Genomic DNA, 25003 nt, shown 5'->3' on the forward strand with positions numbered 1-25003 from the left:
CCTCTCATTTACTGGGTGGCCTGTGTGGCCGCTAGGGCAGCCACGCTGCCACTTGAACCTTGCAACACACCACGCTCACCTCCTACCAGCAGGCGCGAGCCGACCATGGTTGCCGAGGTCAACGTGCCGAGCCCGGCCAGGCGCCCGACACCGACCAGTTGACCTTGCGTGTCCAGACGTACCACCGAGCTGCCGGCACCGACAATCACCAGCCCCGTTTGGTCCGGCAGCACTACGTGGCCGTACAGCGGCAGATGATTGCCGACCTGGATCTGGGCCCAGGTGTCGCCGAAGTCATGGCTGATGAATACATGCCCGCGCATGCCGTAAGTCACCCAGTTGTCAGCGCTCAGGCGCACGATGCCGAACAGCGAGCCGCTGTAGAACGCCGGCAAGGTGTGCCAGTGCTGGCCGCCGTCGGTGGTGCGCAACACCAGCCCCTGCTCGCCCACCAGCATGCGCCGGCCATCGTTGCCGCCGTCCATGCTGTTGAGGTGTGCGCTGTCGATATCCAGGGTTCGCGGCGACCAGGTCTTGCCGGCATCGACGGACTGGTAAAACTTGCCAAAGCTGCCAAAGGCCATGACGTTGTCGCCGCCACTGGTCCAGATCCCCAGCAGGGGTTCGCCAAGATCGCTGTCGTAACGAATTTCCTGCCAGCTGCTGCCGGCATCATCGGAACTCAGGATCCAGCCGTCATGCCCCACGGTCAGCAAGCGTTTGTCATCGAGTGCAACCACAGCCGTCAGGGTGGCGTTGCGCTGAGTGGCGACGCTGGCTGGCTGCCAGCTGACGCCCTGATCATCGCTAAGCAGAATGCTGCCCCGCTCGCCCACCGCGACCACGCGTGAGCCGAGATTTAGCAGGCCGTTGATCTGTACCCGGTCCGGGCGAGTGGCAACCACTTCGGCTGGGGGGAGAGTTTTCGGCGAGAAGGTGTAGCCAATGGTCAAGGCGACCACCAGGCAGACTGCGTAGCCGATCACAGAGCGCATACACAATGCTCCTGTTCAGGACACGCGTGCATAGGGCAGGTCATAGGGCCAATCCTCTTGTTCTTGTCAGGCACCAAGGCAGGTGAAGCAATCGAAACGAGCGTTGCTGAAGAGATATTCAGCGCAAGGCCGGGGGTACACATCGTCCAAACGGCTTATGCATTGGCAGGAATGGCATCTCGGAGGGGGTTTCGCGGGGAATGCGGGCGGATGGCGGCCTATCCGTTGAAGCCGGCTTGCTCCCTCTGTGGGAGCGAGCCTGCTCGGGATAGCGGCCTCACCGCCACCCCATCAACCATCAAGCGATATAAAGAATCACCAGGTCATTGATCACCGACGGCCGATCCTGCCCGACCACATGGGTGTTGAGCTCCAGGGTCAACTGGGTCCCTCGGGGCATGATCTCCACCTTTTTTACCCGTGCCCGCGAATGAATACGCGACCCCGCCGGTACCGGCGCCGGGAAGCGCAGGCGATCGGAGCCGTAGTTGATCTGGGTGGTGAAACCGCTGATCTCATAACCCAGGTCCAGCTTCATTCGCGACTGCAGTACCTGCACCAATGCACCATGGGCGATGGTGCCGCCGAACGGACTTTGCAGGCGCGCCCGTTCCGGATCTGTATGAATCCAGTAATCGTCACCCGATAACAGGGCGAACGCATCGATCAGCCCCTGGTCGACGACAACGACATTACTCCAGCCGCTGTACTCCTCGCTGACCAGCGCCTGCAGCGCCGGCCCATCATTAAGGTCAATCTGCCGCACAGGCACTGAGCCGGAGGCAGCGGGTGCCGGTTCGCTGACCTGCGCAGGCAGCGATTCGAGGCTCAGCGCATCCTTGTCCACGCCGGTAAAGCGCAGCAGACGGTTACCCTTGGCGTCGACTTCAGCAAATACCGCCTGCAACGGCATGCCGATGCTGATTTCATTTTCTTCCAGGCCGACCAGATTGGTATTGATGCGCACACCCTGAGCCAACTCGACCACCGCCAGCTTCTGCGGCATCTCGTCGATAAAGTCGGGCAGGGTCGCGATGCGCGTCACGGTGTAGCTGTACAGCGTTGCGCTACCGTCGACTTCGCGCCAGGCCAGGTCGTGTTCAAGGCATGCGGTGCAATGGCGGCGTGGATAGAAATTCCAGTGCTCACAGGGGTTGCATTGCTGGATCAGCAGGCGCCGGGCCTTAAGGCCTTCCCAAAATGGCGCGGATATCTGCGTCGGGACCGGCATCGGTTTGTTGTTGGACATGTGCTTATGCTCCCTGAAGTATCAATGCGCCCTGCTCGCTCATCACGCCGCCGGTACCGGAGACATAGACGTTGTCGCAAAGCCCCAATTGACGTTCACCGGCGGCGCCGGCGATCTGCGCCACCGCCTCGATCACCTGGCTCATGCCACCGGCAGAGGCCGACTGGCCGAAGCTGAGTTGCCCGCCGTGGGTGTTCATCGGGAAATCGCCACGCCAGGTCAGGTCGTGTTCGCGCACGAACGCCATGCCCTCACCCTTGCCACAGAAACCGGCATCTTCCAGGGTCAGCAAGGTCGTGATGGTGTAGCAGTCGTAGATTTGCGCAGCGTGGACGTCCGCCGGTTTTAGCCCGGCCATGGCGAAGGCACGTTGGGACGCAGGACCGATCGGCGTGTTGAGCATGTCCTCGGCATAGGACGGCGACTTGAACGCCAGATGCTCGCCAAAACCAGTGATGAACGCCGGACGCTTGCGCGAGCGCGCCGCCACATCCTTGTTGGTAATGATCATCGCCGCGCCACCGGCCACCGGCATGACGATCTCCAGAACGTGCAACGGATCGGCGACCATTTTGCTCGCCAGGACCTGTTCGATGGTCAACGGCTGGCCGTAGAACATCGCCTGAGGGTTGGCCAGGGCGTTGGTGCGCTGATCGACGGCGATCTTGGCCATCGCTCGCTGGTCATAGTCGTACTGCGCGGCATAACGCTGGGCGATCATCGCGTAGCCGGTGTTCTGGCCCATGTGCCCGTAAGGCAGGTCGAACTCGGCTTCAGGCGCACCGAATGCCGTGCTATGGCCACCGAAGCGCATGGACCGGGCCATCCAGCCCGGATCCTCGTCCGGACCGAACGGCGCCATACGCGCGGGAATCACACACAGCACTGCCTGGCACAGCCCCAGTTCGATGGCCGCGGCGGCACGCCAGACCATGCCCACCGAGGTGCAGCCGCCCAGGTCCACCACTTCTGCAAAGTTCAGGCGCAGGCCCAGGTACTCGGCGGCCATCGCCGGTACGAATACCGAAGCTTCGTGAAAGTGCGGACCGTTGATGACCAGTCCGTCGAGGTCCGAGGCCTTGAGCCCGGCATCGCGCAGGGCCTGGGCCGCCAGATCGGCGACTTGCTCAAGATGGAACATCCTGGGCGCGGTGGCGTACTTTTCCGGTTTGTATTGTGCGGTGCCAACAATGGCCGCATGCCCTTTGAGCCCCATAGTGCCTCCATGTCGAAGCGTTGGGCTTCGAACGTTTTCAGTGTGTGTTGAAAGGCCCGGCACCGTACTGGACGGCCCGGACCTATGGCGTCGATCAGAAGGTGTATTTCATCGAGAACGTGGCGTAGTCGCGGTCGGCGAACGGACGATCAACAGGCTCCGCCTCGCCCAGGTAGGCGATGTATTTCAAGCCGACTTCCAGGTTGCCCAAGTACTTGAATGTGGTGCCCATGCTCAGGCGTCGGTCGCCGGCGACGCCGGAGATGCTTCCGGCCATGGGCGTCGATCCGCTGAAGACGTTGGAGAAACTGAAGGGCACTTCCAGATCCCAGCCTTGGAAAACTCCCGGATAACTGAACGATGCGCCCACGGTGTAGGCGCTGGATGATTTGGTGCGATAGCCTGCGGCGGTGCTGTAGGTGAAGTCATCGGAAGAGGCCACTAGAGGTGCCACGGAAGGCAACAGGTTCAAACCTTGCAGGTTCGGCGCCGCCGAAGTGGATTCGACGCTGTCGACCTGCACGCGGATGACTTCGGCTGTCAGCGAAGTCTGACTGGCCCAGGGACGGTCCCCCAGAATACGCACTGCCGACAATTGCATTTGCTGACCCTTGCCCTTGGCCGGTACCGCACCAAGTCCGGTATTGACCATGACCGGCGCACCATCGCGATACGACCATTCGGCGCCGACCTGGGTGTCACCAATTTTGGTCGTGGCACTGATGCCGGTGAGCTTGATGTCCTCGAAATACTTGATCCGGTAACCATTGAGGGCGAAGGCGTTAAGGCCACCGCCCACCGGCAGCGGGTCGTAGCCAACCAGGGCGGTGGCCGGGTTCTTGTCGTGATAGTTGACGTGAAACAGGGACAATTCGATCGCGGGTACCGGGCGGTAGCGCATTTGCACGCCCCACTGGCCACCATCGCGCGGCTCGTCGGTGCCCAGGTATTGGACCCTGCGACCGTTGGCGTAGATGAACTCGCGCCCCGGTCCGACCACGTCGCTGCTCGACAGGTAGCTGCCCACTGGCGGCAGTTCGGTGCCCTTCCATTCGTATTGCACGTAGGCACCGAAGGTCAGCTGAGGGTTCAGTCGGAATGAGCCGGAGAACTGCCCCACCGGCAAGAGTATTTCCTTGACCTCGACACCCGGCTGCGAGGCTTTTACCGCGTCAGACGGGTTCTGTACGCCGTTAACACCTGGGTAAAACAGGCTCTCGCCCCAGGATTCGATGTGCCGCCCGGCCTTGACGTCCAGCATGGTGTCGTTGTCGAAGCGCCAGCCGCTAAACACGTAGGCATCGAGCAGTTTGCTGCGACCGCCGCTGTAGTAACGGGTGTCACTGGTGAACTCGTCGTTGCTGCCGTTCTTGTTCACGGTGGCGGGCGAATCGTTATCGTTTTTGCGGTGATAGACATCGTCGTAGAAGGTACTGCCCCGCACCACCGCGCCGTAGTTGTCCTTGCGCAGGATCATTTCCGCCAGCGCGCCCACGCGGTTGGTGGTCAGGCTGCCACGATCGAAGTTGCGGTTGGCATCGTCGGCGTTGATCGTCAGCAGGCGATCGCTCTGGCTGCCGGTGCGCACGCCGATGCCATAGCTGGTGGTCACCGACCAGTCGATGGTCGCTCCGTTGTCGAATTCGAAGGTCTCACCGGCCCATACCGGTGTAGACACCAGTGCTATCGCCGCCAGGCTGCTGACCTGAAATGTGCTCGAAGCCATGACCGTAGCGTTATTTTTGTTGTTGTTGTTGATCACACAGACTCTCCTGAAGGGCAACCGGTTGGCTGCCTGGAATGTTCAACACTGCTGCCGTGTCGTCCGCTCAAAACACCTTGAGCGGATCAACTCCGCACGCTCCCCTTACAGCGCACCGGTAGCGATATCGCCCCCGGTCCTCTTCTCGCTCCAGCGACCCTTGAGCCACGAGGTAATTGGCATGGGCCAACGTTTCGCCAAGCGCCATCAATTCGTCGAAACGCCCCGACAACCTGGGAAATAACACGGCCATCAGTTCGAGCACGGTGCACGGCTCGTGACAGCTGGCCAGCATCAGCGCCAGATGCCCTTTGTGGTGGGCTTCCAGCTGATCCAGGCGATGATGCAGATTGAAGAACGGGCGCTCGTGCGCTGGCAGCACCAGCACGCTGTCCGGCAATGAGCGCAGGTGTTCGATGGAGTCCAGCCAGTCACCCAACGGATTGGCCATGGGCTCGGTGGCATGTACGCCGACGGTCGAAGTGATGCGCGGTAACACCTGGTCGCCGGAGATCAGCAAGCCGTCTTCGGCGGCATACAGACAGGCATGCTCCGGCGAGTGACCGCGACCGATGACTACCTGCCAAGTGCGACCCCCGATATCCAGCACGCTGCCTTCGTGTAAACGGCGGTGGTGATTGAGTGGCGCCGGCAGGAAGTGGGCGTTACTCATCACCGCAAACATCTCGCGGCTCTGCTCGTCAGCCACGCCGGCCTTGCGGTAGAAATCGAGGAAGTCCCAGCCCGGAAGCTGATCGGCGGGAAACTTGACGTGCAGCGACTGGAACTCACTGGCAGTCATGTACACCGGGCACTGAAATCGCTCGCTAAGCCAGGCGGCCACCCCGGCATGGTCGGAGTGAAAGTGGGTGCACACCACCGCCACCACCGGCAAGTCAGCGCACACTTCACTCAACACCCGATCCCATACTTCGCGGGTCTGCTCGGTGTTCATGCCGGTGTCGACCACCACCCAGCCATCGGTGTGACGTAACAGGTACAGGTTGATGTGGTCCAGGCGAAACGGCAGCGGCATGCGCAACCACCACACGCCCGGCGCCACTTCGCGAACCTGCCCGGCATCCGGCGCCTGCGGCCAGGGATAACGCAGGCCGCTGCGCAGCTCGTGACCGTTGGTATCGAGATCGGTCATGACTGGGTCACCGCGAAAGGCGCGAGGCCGACACGCGTCAGGACCAGCGCCGAATAGGGCACATACGTCCCAGCCTGTTCGTCGCGGATAAACAGTGGATCGCTGCACCGTGTCGGGCAATAACCTTGACGTTGCAGATCGACCTTGCGCAGCTTGTAGCTGGCCGTCAGGTCCGCCGCCTGCGTGACCCTCACAAATACCGGTGCGGCATAGCGCGGCAACCGCGCTTCGGTCAGCGCGAACAGCGTCTGTGGATCGAACGCCCGGCCTTCCTGCATCAGGACCGCAGCCATCCCGGCGCGGCCTTCATGGCCCGGGACCTGGACGCCATAGACGTTGATCAGTTCCAGGCCTGGCAGATCTCCCAGCGCGTTGGCCACTTCCAGGGTCGAAACGTTCTCGCTCTTCCAGCGATAGGTATCGCCGATGCGATCGATGAAATAGCAGTAGCCGTCGGCGTCCACACGCAGCAAGTCACCGGAGCTCCAGTAGGCGTCGCCCTCGCGGAACACGTTGCGGCGGATTTTGCTCTCGGTGGCTTCGGCCGAGGTGTAGCCTTCGAAACGCCCACCGCCAATGTCCGGATGGTCGACGATAAAGCCCATGACTTCGCCGATCTCACCGACTTCGCAGAGCTGATAAAAACCGTTTTCGTCCCGTGGATGGCAGTCGTTTTCAACGTCGTAGCGCACCAGGCGCACATTGGTCTTGTTCCAGTCCGGCACTCGCCCGCAGGAACCGAGATAGTTGTCGACGTTAATGATTGCGGCGTTGGCTTCGGTGGCACCCCAGCCTTCGAATACCTGGATCGGACCGAAGCGGTCCAGCCAGCGTCGCCAGGAATCCGCTGACAACCCGGCGCCGAGCATGCAGCGCAAACTGTGCTCACGCTCGCCTTGCCGCACCGGTTGATTGAGCAGATAACGGCAGATTTCGCCGATGTACTGGAAGATGCTGATCTGGTGACGCGCCACGTCGTTCCAGAACTCGCGCACACTGAACTTGCGCCGCACCACGATGGCCGCACCCGCGGTCAGCGCAGTCGAGGTGACCGAAGTAGCGGCGGCGCCGTGGTACAGCGGCAAGCAGCAATAGAACACATCGTCGCGAGTGACAGGCAGGGTCACTTCCATAGCGTCGCCTGAAGACATCCAGCGCATGTGGCTGTAGCGCGCAGCCTTGGGTAAACCCGTGGTGCCCGAGGTAAAAATCAACAGAGTGGTGGTCTGGGCATCGATGTGCGCACGGATATCCCGAGGGAATGGCGTGCGCGGGGCCTTCTCCAGGCGCGCAGCGAAATGTCCGTCGATGCCTTTGGGCAGAGGTCCGGTCCAGGTATTTTCCGCATCGCGGATCAGCCAGCACGGCAGGTCCGGGAAGCCTTCGGTATCCTGCACATTGGCCAGGCATTCTTCGCCAATGACCAGCGCCCTGGCGTCGGTGGTTTGCAGCGCATGCAGCAACGGGCGACCGCTGACTTGGGTGTTGATGAACGCCACCACCACCCCGAGTTTGACAAGGCCGAACCAGGTGCAGAAGAACTCGGGGCGATTTTCCATGGCCAGGGCACAGACATCGCCGGCACGCAGGCCATTGGCGTAGAACGTGTGGGCCATTTGATTGGCCCGGGCATCGACCTCCGAGTAGCTGAAGGTCTGCTCGCCATAGATCAGAAACGGCCGTTCGCCTAGCTCACGCGCCTGATGTTCCAGGCGATCGGCCATGGTGTAGAGGTCACGCGGCTTGATCTTCGCGACGGCAACGGAGCGCCGGTCGAGCAGCGCCTGGGTCTGTTCGCGAGCTACCGGCTGAGAGGGCAGGACATTCGGCAAGTCGTTAAGGTTCATGGCGCCACCTCCTGGGCACTGGTTCGATAGGTGGGATAGTCCGAGTAGCCGGTCGCACCCGGCGTATAGAGGGTCTTGCGATCAAAGCGGCTCAGTGCCAGGCCATGCCTGAGGCGTTCCACCAGATCAGGGTTGGCAATAAAGTGACGGCCAAACGACACGGCAGCCCCCTCGCCCGACGCGAGAGCAGCACTGGCCGAAGGGCCGTCGAAACCATCGTTGAGGATCAACGCATGCGGGCTGTGCCGACGCGCCAGGGCAAAGGCATCGAGCCCCTCCAGCGGCGAGCGCATAATGTGCAGGTAGGCCAGGGGCAGTGGCGCCACGGCCTCACACAACGCAGCTGCCGTGGCCGCCGGGTCGTGGTCTTCGATATCGTTGAAGGGGTTGCCAGGACACTGGCGAAAACCGACCCGACCGGCGCCGATTGCGCTGGCCATTGCCTCGATTGCTTCCTTGGCGAAACGCACACGCCCGGTCACGTCGCCACCGTAGGCATCAGTGCGCAGGTTGCTGCCTGACGCCATGAACTGCATTGGCAGATAACCGCTGGTGCAGTGCAGCTCAACGCCGTCAAAACCGGCCTGGCGCGCGTTGATGGCGGCCTGGCGATAGTCCTCGATGGCGCTGCTGATGCCTTGCAAGGTCAGCGCTTGTGGCTCGTCGGTGTCCACCAGGCCATGGCTGTCGCTGAACACTTGCGTGCGCGCCCGCAATGCCGAAGGTGCAACCGTGGCCGCGCCCGCCGGTTTGTTATAACGGCTGGCGGCACGGCCGACATGCATCAGTTGCAGGACGATGCGCCCGCCCTCGGCGTGCACCGCCTCGGTAACCCGCTGCCAGCCGGCCATTTGTTCGGCACTGTAAATTGCTGGGGTGCGGCAATAGCCCAGGCCACTGGCGGAGGGTGCGGTGCCTTCGGCGACGATCAGCCCGGCACCGGCTCGCTGGCGGTAGTACTCGACCATGTCGCTGCCGGGTATCGCATCGACGAGCGCACGGCTGCGGGTCATGGGCGCCATGACAATACGGTTGGCCAACTGCAGCTCGCCCAGGGCGACCGGCTCGAACAATGCGCTCATTGCAATTCCTCAGCTTCTTATTGTTTTCAGGCTGCCGTCGGTTTGCCGTTGTATGGGCAAGTGCCGGGGCCTGCGAATATGGGCTGGATGATTGACCTTGAGCGCGAGCGAAACATCGTCCGACAAGACTAGGTCGGCTATCGTGCGTTCAGTCCGCTGACGACGCAAAATGGTCTGAACGGACGATGAGAAAAACCCATGGCGGGCTGAGCATCAGATAACCAGAACAAAAACGGGAGCACCCGCAGTGAATCAATCCAACCCCGTCACATGGCGTACGCACTACGCGCTGTTCATGCTTGCCACGATCTATGTCTTCAACTACATCGACCGTCAGTTGATGGCGATTCTGATCGAGCCGGTAAAGCTCGAATTTGGCATTTCCGATACGCAGATCGGCTTGCTGTCGGGGGTGACCTTCGCGGTGTTCTACACCGTGTTCGGCTTCCCGCTGGGGCGTCTGTCAGATCGCATCGGGCGCAAGCCGGTCATCGCGTTCAGTTGCATTGCCTGGAGCTTGATGACGATGCTTTGCGGCATGGCCGGCAATTTCCTGACGCTGGTGCTGGCGCGTATTGGCGTCGCCGTCGGCGAGGCAGGCGGCACGGCGCCCTCGGTGGCCATGGTCTCGGATCTGTACCCGGCTAACCGCCGCTCCACGGCCCTGTCGGTGCTGATGCTCGGTTCCAGCCTGGGCGCAATTGTCGGCCTCGGCCTGGGTGGCTGGATCGCCCAGCACCACGGCTGGCGCTTCGCCTTCTTGCTGATCGGCGCACCTGGAATTGTGCTTGGGCTGATATTGCTGCTGACCGTGCGTACCCCCAAGGCGGTAGTGCCGCTGAGCAGCGTTGCGCTGCTACAGGATGGTTGGCTCAAGACGCTCGTCGAGCTGTTTCGCATGCCCTCGTTCGTCTGGCTGGTGCTGACCGGCGGCGTGGCGGCGATTGCCGGGTACGCCATCGGCACCTGGAGCCCGAGCTTCCTGATCCGTTCCCACGGCCTCAATATGCAAGAGGCCGGTTTCCTGGTGGGGGTGGTAGGTGGCAGCGGCGCGACTATTGGCACGTTGTTGTGCGGCATGCTCACCGACCGCCTGGCGCGTCGTGATGTTGCCTGGCAAATTGGCGTCCCACTGCTGGGCACGCTGATCAGTATCCCTTTTGCCCTCACCTATTTCCTGTGGCCCCAGGGCACGGCATTCCATATCGGCAGCATCGCCGTGCCGCAGGCGTTTCTGTTCTACAGCGCGTTCTCCTTCTTTGGCGTGTGGTGGGCAACACCGTGCCTGAGCGCGATTACCCACCTGTTCCCGGCAACCCGACTGGCTCAGGCCACGGCGATCTTCGTCATGTCCATGACGCTGCTGGGCGTTGGCGTCGGGCCATTGTTCGTGGGCATGCTCAGTGACTTTTTCGTACCCACGCTGGGCAGTGAATCCCTGCGTTATGCCCTCGCCTCATCCGTGTCGATGCTGGTGCTGGCCAGCGTATTCCTGACCCTGGCACTGCCCCGTTACCGCCAGCAGATGAAGTGCCCTGCCCCACTTGCCACAACGGTCCGCGCAGCCACGGCGTGACCTGTTTCATAGTTTGAGCACCAAAAAAAAGCCTCGCCGTGAACCGGCGAGGCTTTTGCTTTTGGTGAGTCCTGAAAGCGCTTAACGCCCTATCGCACGCGCCGCATCCGCGGTGTACTGATCGGGAGTGAACTTGCCTTCGTTGAGGATCGGACCTTTCTTAGATTCATTGGACATGCCATAACCGGTGTACTGCCCGGAGTTCAAGTCCAGGAAGAATTGGGAACCGGCCTGCCAGCCGCTCATGTCCGGGTGGTAGTAGTAATTGACCATGGCGTGCTTCCACAGCTGCCCGCGAGCGTCGTAGTTGTCGGACATGACTGCGTTCCAGGTGTCTTCGTCGATGAACAGTACACGCTTGCCATACACATGGCGATAGCCTTCCTTGAGGTCGGCCTCGAGCACCCACACCCGACGCAGTTCATAGCGCATCACATCAGGATTGGGGTGGTTAGGCGTCAGTATGTCGGCATACTTGATGCTCGCGCTGTTGGGTTTGAAGGCGTTGGCAGGGCTGTAGATCTCGCGCTTGCCGACGAGCTTCCAGGTGAAACGCTCAGGTGAACCGTTGAACAGGCGGTCTTCATCGACGGTCATGGTACCGTTGGTGCCGATCATGGGTTGGTCGTAGCCATAGCCCGGGAGTTGCCGCACACGTCGGGTTGACGGGCTGTAGGACCAGGCCTGGCGCGCGTCGGTACCGAAGTTGTAGGGTTCATGGGAAATGCTGAGGGTGCCGTTGTCGCGGGCCGGTTTGAGGGTCATGTTGTTGCTCATTGCCGAAATCTTGTCTTCGGTCCTCGAATCGACCGTCGGCGAATTGCCCAGCGACAGGTTACGGGCGTAGGCACGTCCCCAACCGATACTGCCATTAGGCAACACCGAAGCCAGGTCGGTGGTTTTTTCCTCGGTAAAGGCACGTGCTGGCTGCTGGTGGTTCCACAGCACTTCCATGCCGTTCTTGGGAATCGGGAACGGCACCTGGCCCAGGCCTGTGAACCCCGCACCGTCATTCACCAGCTTGGCGTTTAAAGCATTGTCCATCGCGCGGCGGCACACATAATCCGGATAGCGGAAATCCCGATGCCCTGGGTAAATATTCATCTTGTAGGTGGTCGGATATTTTTTCAGCAGCGCTTTCTGACCTTCGGTCAGGTGCGACTCGTACTGGCTCATGTTGGCCGCAGTGATGACCAGGATCGGCTTCTCTGCCGCGTAGGGGTCCACCGGCTGGTCGCCGGAAAACTTCACGTGCTTCCAGCCCGGCACTTCTCCCAGATACTTGCCCGTATACGGTGGGATGGTGCCCGCAGCGTTACCGGCCTGCTCGGCGCCGACACAGGTCAGCTCCTTGCTCAGTTTGGCGGCTTCCTCCGGTGACACCGCAGCGTGCGCATAACCCATCAGCCCACTATTGGCTGTGACTGCGACCGTGAGCATGAGACCTGTTCTTGTTATTTTCATGTAATGCCTCCTTCGCTGATAAGGCTTTGTGGTTTGGACCCATTGTTCGTGTTCTGCCGGCCCCGACATCGTCCGGAGAGACTACCCAGAGTTTATGCCCCCAACTTTTCCTGCAGCTGTGCCTTGAGCACTTTGCCGGTGGCATTGCGTGGCAGGGGTTCGAGTGAGCGATAAACCCGCGCAGGCACTTTGTAGCCCGCGAGGCGCTCGGCGATGAACGCGCAGACTTGCGCCTCCTGGGGCAGCGACGAAGCCTGGCCATGCACGGCCAGCCCCACTACCTCACCCAGCAGCGGGTCGGCAATGGCGAACACGGCCGCCTCAAGGACGCCGGGCATATCAAGGACGCAGGTTTCGATTTCAGCGGCGGAAATCTTCTCGCCACCGCGGTTGATCAGCTCTTTGATCCGGCCGGTGATGCTGAGGAACCCTTCGTCGTCCAGGTAACCGATATCGCCGGTGTCGAGCCAGCCGTCGCGCAGGCTTTGCGCGGTGGCATCGGGCAGGTTCCAATAAGCGCTCATCAAGGTCGGCGAGCGCAGCCAGATCAACCCGCGAGTGCCCGCCGGCTGTGGCTGGTCGGGGCTGTCGCCGATGCAGATATCGACGATTGGCAACGCCCATCCGCAGGTCGCGGGCTTGTAGGCAAACTGATCGCCACCCTGCGCCGCACCGATGCCGTTGGATTCAGTCAAGCCGTAGCCGACGCCGCCAATGGCCTCGGGTTTCAGCCGAAGCATGGTGTCGAGCACCCCGGCGGACGACGCTCCGCCGCCCAACCCCAAGCCGGACAGGCTGGCGGTCTGCTCAGTGGCAAATCGCGGCGAGGCGAGCAATTGCTGCATCATTACCGGTGCGCCGTTGAACTGGGTACAGCGCTCGTCGCGAATCAGATCGATCGCCTGTTCGACATCCCACTTGTACATCAACATTAAACGCCGCCCCCCGCGCAACGCCGACAGAAACTGCGCATGCAGGCCGCTGACATGGAACAGCGGAACAGCCGCGAGGGTGGTTGGCGCAAAGCCGCTGTTGATCACCACAGCAATGCGTTCGGGTGAACTCATGGCGCAAAACGCGCTCTGGAATTCCAGGGCAAACAGCGCCTGGCAGATGGCCCGGTGCGACGATACTGCACCTTTGGCGCGATGGGTGGTGCCCGAGGTGTAAAGGATCATTGCTGGTCCGTTCGGGTCGATGTCCAAAGCAGGAAACGGACTTGCCAGGGCGCTGATCAAGTCTTCGTAACGCAGGCAATACTCAGGCAACGATGCGTGCTGGCTGCCGACGACAATCGTCGCCTGCTGCTCACGGGCCAGGTCTTCGCGTAGGGAGTCGAGACGCGCTTCGTCACACAGCAGCAGGCACGCACCACTGTCCTGCAGCGCGTATTGCAACTCGTCGCGCAGCCCCCAGCTGTTGAGCGGCACACACACCGCGCCGCAGCGCAGGATCGCCGCGAAGGCCACCAGCCACGCCGGCTGGTTGCGCATGGCGATCGCCACCCGCTCGCCGGGTTTCAGGCCGAAACGGACGACCATCTGCTCGGCGAGCCGATCAACCTGTTCGTAGTATTGGTTGAAGGTCAGGCGCTGCGTTTGCCAGACCAAAAATTCGCGCTCGCCATGGACACGCCCGGCGTCCAGCACCTGCAGCAGGTCGTGGGCAGCGTGACGAAAATAGCGTGGTTGGCCGTCATCAGGCGTCACCATTTCAAACGGCGCACCGGGGGCGATCAAATCGCGCCACGCGGTTTGCCAGCGTTCAATGCTCATTATTGTTCTCTCCAGGACAGCCGGTGTAGCGGCCTCTCTGTAGGAGCGAGCCTGCTCGCGATGGTGGCGTGTCAGTCAACATTGATGTCGACTGACACGCCGCCATCGCGAGCAGGCTCGCTCCCACAGGACCGCTGCAGTGCTTTTACGCGTTGGCCGAATAGCGTTCGCAGTGGAAATCCCGGTCACCCAGGCAGCTTTGTGCGACGCGCACCCGCTTGAGGTACAAGCCAACATCCAGTTCGTCGGTGACCCCAATTCCGCCGTGCATCTGCACCGCCTCGTTGGCCACTTTGATGGCCGTGTCACCGGCCTTCCATTTCGCCAGGCTGACCAGTCGGGCACGGGTGCTGGCATCCTGCTCAGCCTGATCGAGCGTCGCCAGCGCAGCCATCAGCGCACTGCGACTCAGTGCCAGGTCGATGTAAAGCTTTGCGGCTCGATGCTGCAGGGCCTGGAAGGTGCCAATCTGCGTGTCGAACTGCACGCGGGTCTTGAGGTACTCCAGCGTGGTCTCGAACAGCTGCTCGGCCATCCCCAGCAGTTCCGCTGCCAGGCAGGTGCGGCCACGATCCAGCGCGGTTTCGAGTGCAGCCCAGCCGTTGCCCAAGGTGCCGAGCAAGGCTTCGCCGCCCAATTGCACCTGATCCAGTTGCAGGCGTGCGCAATTGCGCGAATCTATCAGCGGCAAGGCACTGACCGTCAAACCCGGCGCATTGGCCGGCACCAGGAACAGGCTGATACCTTGCGTGTCACCGGCTTGCCCGCGGGTGCGTGCGGCCACCACATAGGCATCGGCCCCGAGGCCATCGACCACCCAGAATTTGTCACCCTGCAGGCGATAACCGTCACCGCTGACCACCGCCTCAAGCGCAACCCGACTCGGGTCGTGACGGGCTCGCTCGTCTACTGCCAGGGCCAGGCGCCGTTTGCCGGTGATGATCGCTTGCAACCAATGCGCCTGCTGCGTCGGGTTGCCCGAAAGGTGCACCAGCGAACCGCCCAGCACTACGCTGGACAACAACGGCGTGGCCGACAGATTACGCCCCATGGACTCGAAGATCGGACCGAGGCCCTGGCAACCGAAATCCAGGCCGCCGAAGTCTTCGGGAAAAGGAATCGCGCTCCAACCCAACTCCACGGCGTCACGCCACACTTGTGGATCGAAGCCTGGGGCCGCAGGCTCATCACGCAGGCGACGCTGGGCGCTGACCGGGCTGCGGGCAGCCAGGAAGTCCCGAGCGCTGTCGGCCAGCAAACGCTGTTCATCGCTATACCGCAGACTCATGGGTTGACTCCTTTTTTTGCGTCGGACAAGCCCAGCACGCGCTTGGCAATGACGTTCAACTGGACTTCCGAGGACCCTCCGGAAATGGTCAGCGCATAGCTGTTGAGCCAGGAACGGGACACCGTCATCTGCTGTTCGCTGAATACTTCGCTGTCCCAGCCGAGAGCATGCCCGGCCATGGCATCGATCAGCACTTCGAACTTGTCGCGCTCCTGTTCGGTATGCACATACTTCATGATCGCCATCAGGCCACTGATGTCATCGCCGGCCCGTGCCTCTTCTCCCATGCGCTGCACGGTCAGGTTGTAGGCATGCTCGTTCATTGCGCAGGTCGCGGCCCGCGCGTGCAATGCGTGTTCGCTCCTGCTCTGTGGCGCCGGTACGTACTCGCGCATCAGCCCTGGCAGATCGACGTGCGATGGCAGGCTGAACTCGCCAAATTTCGACATCGCCTTGCGTTCGTGCTGCAACAGGTACTTGGCCAGGTTCCAGCCACCGTTCAACGGCCCGATCAACTGGCTCTTGGGCACTTTCACGGCGTCGAAGAACACCTGGCAGAACGCCGATTTGCCGCTGATCAGATCGATCGGCTGCGGCTTTACCCCAGGGCTGCGCATGTCCAGCACGATCAGACTGATGCCTTCGTGTTTCGGCACACTGAAGTCAGTCCGTACCAAGGCATACATCCAGTCGGATTTGTCGCCGTAGGAGGTCCAGATCTTGCTGCCGTCCACCACGAAATGATCGCCGGCATCGCGGGCAGCCATTTTCAGGCTGGCCAGGTCGGAGCCAGCGTTTGGCTCGGAGAACCCCTGGCACCAGCGCACTTCACCGCGTGCGATAGGTGGCAGCAGATCACGTTTCTGCTGCTCGCTGCCGTAGGCCAGCAAGACCGGCCCGAGCATCCAGACACCGAGGCTGATCTGCGGCGGGCGGCACTTGATGCGGCGCATTTCGCTTTCCAGTACGGCCACCTGTTGCTCATTCAGTCCGGCGCCGCCGTACTCCTCGGGCCACTCGGGGCAGAACCAGCGCTTGTCGCGCATGCGTTCAAACCACAGGCGTGCGTCCTCACAGGGAAACTGCGGGTTCTGGCTGCCCCACACCACATCGCCTTCAGCCATGCCAGTGCGCATCGACGGCGGGCAATTAGCTTCCAGCCAGGCACGGGTGTCCTGGCGGAATTGCTCGATAGTGCTCATGAATGTCCCCTTCGACTCGCCCCGGAGCCGGGGCGAGTGCGTTGTTGTTTTTGATGGACGAACTTCAGCGCTGGGTGCGCGGCATGCCAAGGCCGAACTGGGCGATCAGCTCGCGCTGGATTTCATTGGTGCCGCCTCCAAAGGTCAGGGTCGTGGCCGAGCGCGTTTCGTACTCCAGGTCACCCTGCAACAGCGTCGCCGCCGAACCACTGCGCATCGCGCCATTGGCACCGACGATCGCCGACAGCTTGCGCAGGATCTCGATAGCCGACTCGGAGCCATAGACCTTGGTGGTCGAGCTCAGCGCGACACTCATGCGGTCGAGCTCGAGGTCGGCGGCGATGCGCATGTTGATCAGGCGCATTGTTTCCAGGCGTGCATAACACTCGGCCAGAGCGCTGCGCACCCAGGCCTTGTCCATCGCTCGACGGCCCTGTTCATCCCTGGCCCGCGCCCACAGGTAGACTCGGCGAAACAGCGCTACGACCTTGTCCGACCAGGTGCCCAGGCCGAGGCGCTCGTGGTTCAATTGCGAGGTGATCAGCTTCCAGCCACCGTGCAACTCACCCACCAGCATTTTATTGGGCACGCGCACGTTGTCGTAGTAAGTCGCCGCAGTCGGAGTGCCGACAGTACGAATCAGCGTGTGGGAGAAGCCAGGCGTCGTGGTGTCGACGATCATCACTGAAATGCCCTTGTGCCGCGCCTGGCTCGGGTCGGTACGGGCGGCCAGCCAGATGAAGTCAGCAGATTCGGCACCCGAGGTCCACAGCTTGTTGCCGTTGACCAAAAAGCCATCGGCGTCCTGGCGAGCGCTGGTTTTCAACACCGCCAGATCGCTGCCCGCCCCCGGTTCGGAGTAGCCGATGGCAAACATGATCTCGCCCGCGGCGATGCCCGGCAGGAAGCGTTCCTTCTGGAACTCGCTGCCGTGCGTCATCAAGGCCGGGCCGACGGTGCTGATGGTCACAAACGGCAGCGGCGCCCCGGCAATGTTGGCCTCTTCAAAGAAGATCAACTGTTCGGTAGCGGCATAACCCTGACCGCCATGGGCCTTGGGCCAGCCGACCGCGAGCCAGCCATCACGACCCATCTGGCGGATGGTCTGGCGAAACAGCTCGCCGCCCTCCTTGCCGCGCAACTCGTCGCGCTTGTCCGGGGTCATCAAAGCCTGGAAGTAATCCCGCACCTTGAGGCGCAAGGCATGTTGTTCGGGAGTGAGGTCAACGAACATGGTCTGCTCCTTAGGCTGCGCCGAGTATCAGGCCGCTGGTGGGTACGCCGGTACCGGCGGTAACCAGTACATTCTCTACATCCGCCACCTGGTTGACCGCGGTACCGCGCACCTGGCGCACCGCTTCGGCGATGCCGTTCATGCCGTGGATATAGGCTTCGCCCAGTTGCCCGCCATGGGTGTTGATCGGCAGTTTGCCGCCGCGGGCGTGGTGGCCGGCGCGGATGAATTCCTTGGCTTCGCCGCGTTTGACGAAGCCGAATTCTTCCAGCTGCGGCAGCACAAACGGAGTGAAGTGGTCATAGATCACAGCGGTCTGGAAGGACTCGGGGCCGAGTCCGGACTGACGATAGAGCTCGCGAGCAACCACGCCCATTTCCGGTAGCCCGGTGATGTCCTCGCGGTAAAACGAAGTCATGCTTTGCTGGCCATGACTGATGCCCTGGGAGCCCGCCTTGATGGTCACCGGTTTTTGCCGCAAGTCACGCGCACGCTCGGCCGAGGTGATGACCAGCGCCACAGCGCCATCGGACTCCTGGCAGCAATCGAGCAGGTGCAACGGCTCGCAGATCCAGCGCGAGGCCTGGTGCTCTTCAAGGGTAATGGGCTTGCCGTGGAAAAACGCCTGGGGGTTGGTCGCGGCAAAATCCCGCGCGGCCACGGCAATCCGGCCGAAGTCTTCACTGGTCGCGCCATAGGTGTGCATGTAGCGCTGGGCGAACATCCCGACCCAGGCGGCCGGCGTATGAAAACCGTGGGGCATGTACCAGCCGTAGTTGACGTTATCGAAGGTCGGCGTCGAGGCGAAGCCATAGGCTCCGGTGCCGAAGCGATACCACGAGCGCTCGTTCATCGCGCGATAGACCACGACCACCTTCGCCACGCCGGTCGCCACTGCCATGGCCGCGTGCATCACCGGCCCGCATGCAGCGCCACCGCCATGGGGCACTTGCGAGAAAAACTTCACGTCCTTGCAACCGAGCAGGCGGGCAATTTCGTATTCCGGCACCTTGTCCACCGAGTAGGAACTGAAACCCTCGACCTCACTCGGATCGATGCCGGCATCCTTGAGCGCGCTCAGGGTGGCCTCCAGGGCCAGGCGCAATTCGGTGCGTCCGGAGTTTTTGGAAAATTCGGTCGCGCCCAGACCAACGATCGCGGCACGCCCGGAAATCGATGAATCAGTCATCTGTGTCTCTCCGGCTGTCAGGGCAGGACCAGCGCGACCGTACCGGTCACGTGGTTGCCCATGGAATTTTTACCGCTCAAGGTGATTTCCACCGAGCGGGTGTCCGCATCAACACCGGTGACGCTGCCATTGAAGGTCATGCAATCGCCGGGATAATTCGGCGCACCGAGCTTGATTTTCAGCGCGGTGAACTGCGCCAGCGGTCCGGCCCATTGCTCGATGAAGCGCTGCACCAGCCCGTTGGTGGTGAGGATGTTCATGAACACATGGGGCGAGCCCAGGGCACGTGCAGCCTCGGCGTCGTGGTGCCCGGGAAAGTAATCACGGGTGGCAATCGCGCCACCGTTGATCAGGGTCACCGTGATCGGCACCGCCAGCTCCGGCAGCGCTTCGCCGGGGCGCACGTCGTCAAAGCGCTTGGTGTTCTTCGAGGTCATATTTCCATCCCAGCTTGTCGTTATCGTTGAGCCAGTCGCCCAGCCGTTCGAGGTTTGCCGCCGCACCACCCAGGGCCAGGCCAAGGCCACGGCTCCAGTAGAGAAAACGGTGGATCGGGTACGTCAGGTCGACGCCGATGCCGCCATGCACGTGTTGCGCGACGTGGCCGATGCGGTGCCCTGCTTCACAGGCCAGCCAGGCCGTGGCTAAGGCTTCGCAAGGCGCGAGCAAACCGGCATCGATGCGGTAGACCAGTTGCCACAGCGCCGTGCGCAAGGCTTCAACGGCGATATGGTTGTCGGCCATGCTCATCTGCACAGCCTGAAAACTGCCGATGCTGCGCTCGAACTGCTGGCGCTCGCTGACATAGAGCACCGTGCGGCGGATCTGCTCTTCGCTGACCCCCAATTGCAGGGCGGCGAGTGCCGCCACACTGCGCAGCTCCAGCCAGGCAACCGCCTCAGTCGGCAACAGTGCCGCAGCGTCCACGGTCAAGCCGTCGATGTGCAGATCGGTGACTGCTTCGCCGTGGGTCAGCACCGCCGATATCCGTTTCACCGCAGGCGCCGACAGGTCCAGCAGCAACAGACGCGGTACGTCCTCGGCCTGCACCAGCACCAGTGCGGCCCGGGACTGATCCCCCAACGACAACGCCGCAACCCGACCGCTGATCGTCCAGCCTTCGACGTTCGGGTGCGCTAGCAACTCAATGCCCAAGGCACTGTTCAAGCCATCAAGAGACAGGCTGAGCAGCGCCTCGCCCGCGGCCGCTTTGCCGACCCAACCTGAACTGTCGCTGGCATCGAAGCGGGCCAGCGTCGCAGCGGCCAGTTGATGGCGCCACAACGGCACTTGAGCCAAAGCTTTGCCTTGGGCCTGCAGCACCAGCATCAGTTCGGTCATGCCGAGTCCGCTGCCACCGTGTTCTTCGGGGATGGCCAAGCCATGCAGCCCGGTCTCGATGCATAGCGCCCAGAGTGGCGCCATCATCGGTTCGCCGCTGGTGTCCCACTGGCGCATGTAGTCGTCATGGCAATGGTCGACAAACAGTCCGTCGGCCATTTGCGCAATGGCGCGCTGGTCTTCGCTGAATTCGAAATCCATAGTGGCTCCTATGCCTCTACCGGCCGGAACATCGGCAAGGTCAACTGATCATCGAAGGTCTGGAACTCGACTTGTAATGCCTGGCCGATCTCGATCCGGGCAGGCTCGATATCCACCAGGCCGGCGATCAGGCGCACGCCCTCAGCCAACTCGATCAGACCGATGGGGTTCGGGTAATCGAAAGGCGGCACTTCGGGGTAATGCATCACCACGAACGAATACAACGAGGCGCGACCGCTGGCCTGCACGGTGTCCCAATCGAAGCTGTGGCAGTCGATGCACACCGGCGCCGGTGGATGCCGCAAGGTCTGGCAGGCGGTGCAGCGCTGGATCAGCAATTGCCCCTTGGCGCAGCCCTCCCAGAAGAACCGCGTGTCATCACTGATACCCGGCAGCGGACGCTTGGCTTTGACCGCTGCGGTTTCCACCTTGGCGGGCGCCTGGGCATTGGCCGCACGGAACTTGAACACCCGAAACAGCAACTCGCCCACGGGTTCGTCGCCAGTGGCTTTTTCGACGAAATGGCTCATTACCAGCGTGACGAAGAAACCGGTGCCAAGAGCGGTGGTTTTCTCATCGCTGACCGCATCCAGACGCGTCGTGTAGTAAAGCTTTTCCCCTACGCGCAGCGGCCGGGTGAACGTCAGCTCGGAGTTGACGGCCACCGTGGACAGGTATCCGTGCGCCTCCATGATTTTGAGTACTTCATAGGGGTTTTCGTCAGTGGAACCAGGCGGATAGTTATTGGCGTGCAATCCCTCCATGGTCCATACCTGCAGCATTGCCGGCGGGGCGATCAGCCCTTCATGCGCGGTGCCCAGAGCAAAATCGCGATCGGTGTAGACCGGGTTGTCCACGCCCATGACTTCGCACCATTGGCGAATCATCGGCGCGTTGACCTCGTCCCAGGCGTACACGCGGCCGTATTGGCGCCCCACCAGGGCGCGCGCATCGGAAAGCATTTGTGGATCAGCCAAAGTCGTCTCCTTCACATTGAAGGCGGCCACCGAACCCGGTCGCCGCAATAGGTCGATCAGGTGGGCAAAACTTGCGCGGCACCGAGAAATGCCGGGCGTTCACCACCGCCATGCAACAGCAGGTTGCAACCACTGGCGTAACTGGCCAGCGGTGATGCGATGTACAGGCAGGCGTTGGCGATGTCCTCGGCCACTGCCATGCGCGCCGCCGGAATACCGGCCGCGACGGCAGCTATCCCGGCCTCGGAGCCGTAGTGCAGATGTGCCTGCTCGGTCAGCACCAATCCCGGGCTGACCGTGACCACCCGCACCTTCGGGCCCCACTCCACAGCCAGCGATTGCACCAATGCCAGCACCCCGGCCTTGGCCGCGCCATACGCGGCGGTGCCTGGCGACGAACGTAGCGCACTGATGCTGCCGATAAAGACGATGCAGCCGCCCTGCCCCTGGGCCTGCATCAGCCGGTTGGCGTGCTGGGCGACGTTGAGCGGCGCGATCAGGTTCAGGCCGATGATGCTTTCATGGAACCGTGGCGAGGCCGTGGCCGCGTCGGCGGCAGGGCTGCCGCCGGCGTTGTTGATCACCACGTCGAGGCGGCCGAAGTCGCGCTCGATGGCGGCGAACAGGCGTTGCAGGGAATCATGGTCACGCACATCGGCAGGGATGAAGGTTGCGCGCTTGCCACCGAGTGTCGGCACCTGTTCCGGTTCGCGCCGGGCGCAGACAATCACCCGCGCATTCGCCGCCAGGAACCCCAGTGCAATACCCGCGCCGATGCCTTTGGTGCCACCGGTGATCAGCACCACCTTGCCGCTGTAATCAAGACCCGAATGCAGCTCCATCATGTGCTCCTTTTCTACTGACAAGGATCACTCTAGGGACGAACTGCGGGCCAAACTACGTCTGAACGGACGATGAAAATTCATCCTCGTGAGCAGGACACTGCCGTTGTTCTTTTGTAGGAGCCCACCTTGTCGTGTCTTCGAGGATGCCCATGTCCGACTCATCCGCTGCACCGGTTCTGCTCGAACGTCCACTGCCTGGGGTGGCGCTGCTGCGACTCAATCGCCCGCAGGCGACCAACGCCTTGAGCCTGGAGTTGCAGGCGCTGCTGTCGCGTTATTTCAGTGAACTGGCGATTGATCCCGAGGTGCGTTGCATCGTGCTGACCGGTGGCGACAAGGTGTTCGCTGCCGGTGGCGACATCAACAGCATGGCCGGGGTCGGCGCCATCGATATATACAAGCGACACACCGAACGTGTCTGGGGGCCGATCCAGCACTGTCCGAAACCGCTGATCGCGGCAGTCTGCGGGTACGCCTACGGTGGCGGATGCGAATTGGCCATGCACGCCGACCTAATCGTCGCCGGGCGCAGTGCGCGCTTCTGCCAGCCGGAAATCCGCATCGGCATCATGCCCGGCATCGGCGGGACCCAACGGCTGGTACGCGCGGTGGGTAAGGTCAAGGCCATGCGCATGGCGCTGACCGGACAGCCCATCAGTGCCGAGGAAGCCTGGGTGGCGGGGTTGGTCAGTGATCTGGTGGACGATGACCAGGTGCAGGCCCATGCGCTGGAACTGGCGCGGGTCATCGCCGCAATGCCGGCGCTGGCTGCAGAGCAGATCAAGGAAGTGATTCTGGCCGGGATGGATGCGCCGCTCGAAGCTGGCCTGGCGCTGGAACGCAAGGCCAATGCGCTATTGTTCGCCTCGCGGGATCAGAAAGAAGGGATGCAGGCGTTTATCGACAAACGCCCGGCACAATTCGAAGGGCATTGATTAGTCGTCACCAGACTGTCGGAGTGCGCTGGCTCGACCGGCGCGCCGGCCGGAAAACACGCAGTCAGCCAGGGACAGGCCGCTGATGTACAAGTGCGAAGGAATCCCCAGTGCAGCGCGTCCGGCCGCGTATAAACCAGCGATGGCCTGGCCTTGCTCATCCAGTACGGCGCCGCTGCGCTCATCCACACGCAGACCGCCGAGAGTCAACGCGCCCAGCGGAAACACCGGGTTGGTCACCGAAATATCGCAGGCATAAAAGGGCCCCTGATTGAGCACCTGGCGCCCGCCTTCAGATTTTCCAAACGGCTCCGGCGCCTCGCCACGGGCGGCGGCGTTGGCCGCCAGCACCGACTCACGCAGCACCGCCGCATCCATTGAAGTGGCGCTGGCCAACTCGCTCAGGCTCTTGCCCTTGCGCACTTTGAACAGCATCAGCGCCAAGGCTGGAAAACTCTGGAACCACCAATAGCCACCGAACAGCGCCTCTCGGATGGCTTTCTTGCGCAGCGGCGCATCCAACACCAGCCAGGCTTTGCCGCCCTGCTCTTCCATCAACGGCTGACCCAACGTGGCGCCATAGACTTCCTCATTGCAGAAGCGCCGACCTTCGCGGTTGACCACAATACCTTTTTGCCAACTGTAGGGCGGGTTGAGGAAGCGCCATGCCGATACCCGCTCCAGCCCGTGCCCTTGCCCGCCGACGCTGGTACCCAGGCGCAAACCGCTGCCATCGCAGCCGGTGGCGCCGACCTTGAAGTTGCGCCGAAACTTCGGCGCATGCTGCTCAAGCAGCTGGCGATTGAAGATAAAGCCGCCGGTGCTCAGGATCACTGCGTTGCGCGCCTGCACCCGCCGTGGACGGGCAAAATCGCGTTCGAGCTGGCAGACCTTTACCCGCAGTTTGTTGCAATAGCCTGGCGCGAAGTTCTGCAATCGTTCGGCCCGGGCCGCCAGTCGTGCATGCAGCTGCGCTTCTTTGCTGCCTTCGGGCAGACACCAGAACTCGACTCCGAGCACACGTCCCTGCGCGCCGGTCACCAGGCGTCGCGCCGCCGCCTGCAGGAGAGGACGCGCCCCGGCTTTCAGGCACGCGACCTTGAGATGGGAATACAGCACTGCTCCGCCCTGGCCTTTGCCGACGGTGCGATGACCGCGTGGTGCGGGAGGCGAAGGACCGCCATGAGCGGGCACCAACTCATTGCCTGAGTAGTACAGGAAATAGCCGTCTTGCGGGTATGACGTCTTGCCTCCCGGCGGCATCTGGTGGGCGTAGGGGGCGCCGTGGCTTTCCAGCCATTCAAGGTTGCTGACGCTATCGGTGCAGAACCGTCGCAGGGTATCGTCGCTGATTACGTTTTGCGTTTCGTGCCTGAGGTAATCAAACATCGCTTCAGGGCTGTCGTTGAAGCCAGCCGCCTGCTGATGACGGGTGCCGCCACCGGCGTACACGACCCCGCCGCTCTTGACGCTGGCGCCACCACCGGTGAAACGGTCGGCAATCAGCACATCGGCGCCCTGGGCACGAGCTTCCAGCGCAGCGCAGGCACCGGCCGCGCCCCAGCCAACGACCAGCACATCGCAGCGATCGTCCCAGTGCACGCTTTCGCCGTCGGCCACTTGCAAGGGCGGCAGCACATCGGTGCTGGGGAGGTTATCGAACATGGACATT

Annotated in this window: 20 protein-coding genes; 2 read left to right on the forward strand and 18 right to left on the reverse strand. The window is 62.2% G+C overall.

Annotation, left to right across the window (positions count from 1 at the left end; translation table 11 throughout):
* Positions 1–8 precede the first annotated feature (8 nt).
* The 7 genes from F8N62_RS08435 to F8N62_RS08465 form a co-directional block, all read right to left on the reverse strand.
* A complete protein-coding gene (locus F8N62_RS08435) occupies positions 9–995 on the reverse strand; it encodes a WD40/YVTN/BNR-like repeat-containing protein (RefSeq protein WP_150710511.1) in 987 nt (328 codons plus the stop codon).
* 298 nt (positions 996–1293) lie between these two features.
* On the reverse strand, positions 1294–2244 hold the full coding sequence (locus tag F8N62_RS08440; protein ID WP_150710512.1) for an OB-fold domain-containing protein: 951 nt from the start codon (positions 2242–2244) through the stop codon (positions 1294–1296).
* Positions 2245–2248: 4 nt separating this feature from the next.
* On the reverse strand, positions 2249–3460 hold the full coding sequence (locus F8N62_RS08445; protein WP_150710513.1) for a thiolase family protein: 1212 nt from the start codon (positions 3458–3460) through the stop codon (positions 2249–2251).
* 94 nt (positions 3461–3554) lie between these two features.
* Positions 3555–5222 carry a DUF1302 domain-containing protein gene (locus tag F8N62_RS08450; protein ID WP_191632362.1) on the reverse strand — a complete coding sequence of 556 codons (1668 nt, stop codon included), beginning with the start codon at positions 5220–5222 and terminating at the stop codon, positions 3555–3557.
* Positions 5223–5289: 67 nt separating this feature from the next.
* Positions 5290–6375 (reverse strand): MBL fold metallo-hydrolase, encoded by a 1086-nt coding sequence (locus F8N62_RS08455; RefSeq protein ID WP_150710514.1) that lies wholly within the window; start codon positions 6373–6375, stop codon positions 5290–5292.
* Complete coding sequence (locus F8N62_RS08460; RefSeq protein WP_150710515.1) at positions 6372–8222, reverse strand: long-chain-acyl-CoA synthetase; 1851 nt, start codon at positions 8220–8222, stop codon at positions 6372–6374. Before F8N62_RS08460 ends, F8N62_RS08455 begins: the two co-directional genes overlap by 4 nt.
* Complete coding sequence (locus tag F8N62_RS08465) at positions 8219–9304, reverse strand: alkene reductase (protein WP_150710516.1); 1086 nt, start codon at positions 9302–9304, stop codon at positions 8219–8221. Before F8N62_RS08465 ends, F8N62_RS08460 begins: the two co-directional genes overlap by 4 nt.
* A gap of 247 nt (positions 9305–9551) precedes the next feature.
* Between F8N62_RS08465 and F8N62_RS08470 the strand changes: the two genes are divergently transcribed.
* A complete protein-coding gene (locus F8N62_RS08470; RefSeq protein WP_191632363.1) occupies positions 9552–10880 on the forward strand; it encodes a spinster family MFS transporter in 1329 nt (442 codons plus the stop codon).
* An 81-nt stretch (positions 10881–10961) separates the two neighbouring features.
* On the opposite strand, the gene F8N62_RS08475 is transcribed toward F8N62_RS08470, so the two are convergent.
* The 10 genes from F8N62_RS08475 to F8N62_RS08520 all read right to left on the reverse strand — a co-directional run bounded on the left by F8N62_RS08475 (position 10962) and on the right by F8N62_RS08520 (position 22393).
* Complete coding sequence (locus F8N62_RS08475) at positions 10962–12320, reverse strand: DUF1329 domain-containing protein (RefSeq protein WP_412071968.1); 1359 nt, start codon at positions 12318–12320, stop codon at positions 10962–10964.
* A 116-nt stretch (positions 12321–12436) separates the two neighbouring features.
* Positions 12437–14119: a class I adenylate-forming enzyme family protein gene (locus tag F8N62_RS08480; RefSeq protein WP_150710518.1), complete on the reverse strand. Its 1683-nt coding sequence runs from the start codon at positions 14117–14119 to the stop codon at positions 12437–12439.
* A 145-nt stretch (positions 14120–14264) separates the two neighbouring features.
* The gene (locus tag F8N62_RS08485; RefSeq protein ID WP_150710519.1) at positions 14265–15407 is read right to left on the reverse strand and encodes an acyl-CoA dehydrogenase family protein; all 1143 of its coding nucleotides are present in this window, start codon (positions 15405–15407) and stop codon (positions 14265–14267) included.
* Positions 15404–16609 (reverse strand): acyl-CoA dehydrogenase family protein, encoded by a 1206-nt coding sequence (locus F8N62_RS08490; protein WP_150710520.1) that lies wholly within the window; start codon positions 16607–16609, stop codon positions 15404–15406. Before F8N62_RS08490 ends, F8N62_RS08485 begins: the two co-directional genes overlap by 4 nt.
* Before the next feature lie 64 nt (positions 16610–16673).
* On the reverse strand, positions 16674–17843 hold the full coding sequence (locus tag F8N62_RS08495) for an acyl-CoA dehydrogenase family protein (protein ID WP_150710521.1): 1170 nt from the start codon (positions 17841–17843) through the stop codon (positions 16674–16676).
* A 10-nt stretch (positions 17844–17853) separates the two neighbouring features.
* Positions 17854–19032: a lipid-transfer protein gene (locus F8N62_RS08500; RefSeq protein WP_150710522.1), complete on the reverse strand. Its 1179-nt coding sequence runs from the start codon at positions 19030–19032 to the stop codon at positions 17854–17856.
* 17 nt (positions 19033–19049) lie between these two features.
* Positions 19050–19469 (reverse strand): MaoC family dehydratase, encoded by a 420-nt coding sequence (locus F8N62_RS08505; RefSeq protein ID WP_150710523.1) that lies wholly within the window; start codon positions 19467–19469, stop codon positions 19050–19052.
* Positions 19441–20574 carry an acyl-CoA dehydrogenase family protein gene (locus tag F8N62_RS08510; protein WP_150710524.1) on the reverse strand — a complete coding sequence of 378 codons (1134 nt, stop codon included), beginning with the start codon at positions 20572–20574 and terminating at the stop codon, positions 19441–19443. Before F8N62_RS08510 ends, F8N62_RS08505 begins: the two co-directional genes overlap by 29 nt.
* Before the next feature lie 8 nt (positions 20575–20582).
* A complete protein-coding gene (locus tag F8N62_RS08515; RefSeq protein WP_150710525.1) occupies positions 20583–21551 on the reverse strand; it encodes a bifunctional MaoC family dehydratase N-terminal/OB-fold nucleic acid binding domain-containing protein in 969 nt (322 codons plus the stop codon).
* A gap of 56 nt (positions 21552–21607) precedes the next feature.
* Positions 21608–22393 (reverse strand): SDR family oxidoreductase, encoded by a 786-nt coding sequence (locus tag F8N62_RS08520; protein ID WP_150710526.1) that lies wholly within the window; start codon positions 22391–22393, stop codon positions 21608–21610.
* A 152-nt stretch (positions 22394–22545) separates the two neighbouring features.
* Between F8N62_RS08520 and F8N62_RS08525 the strand changes: the two genes are divergently transcribed.
* Positions 22546–23331 (forward strand): enoyl-CoA hydratase, encoded by a 786-nt coding sequence (locus F8N62_RS08525; RefSeq protein ID WP_150710527.1) that lies wholly within the window; start codon positions 22546–22548, stop codon positions 23329–23331.
* Here the strand turns inward: F8N62_RS08525 and F8N62_RS08530 are convergent, their stop codons facing one another.
* Positions 23332–25002 (reverse strand): FAD-binding protein, encoded by a 1671-nt coding sequence (locus F8N62_RS08530; RefSeq protein WP_150710528.1) that lies wholly within the window; start codon positions 25000–25002, stop codon positions 23332–23334.
* Position 25003: the final 1 nt, after the last annotated feature.

Origin of the sequence: Pseudomonas fluorescens, from assembly GCF_902497785.1 — a bacterium.
GTDB lineage: Bacteria > Pseudomonadota > Gammaproteobacteria > Pseudomonadales > Pseudomonadaceae > Aquipseudomonas > Aquipseudomonas fluorescens_BO.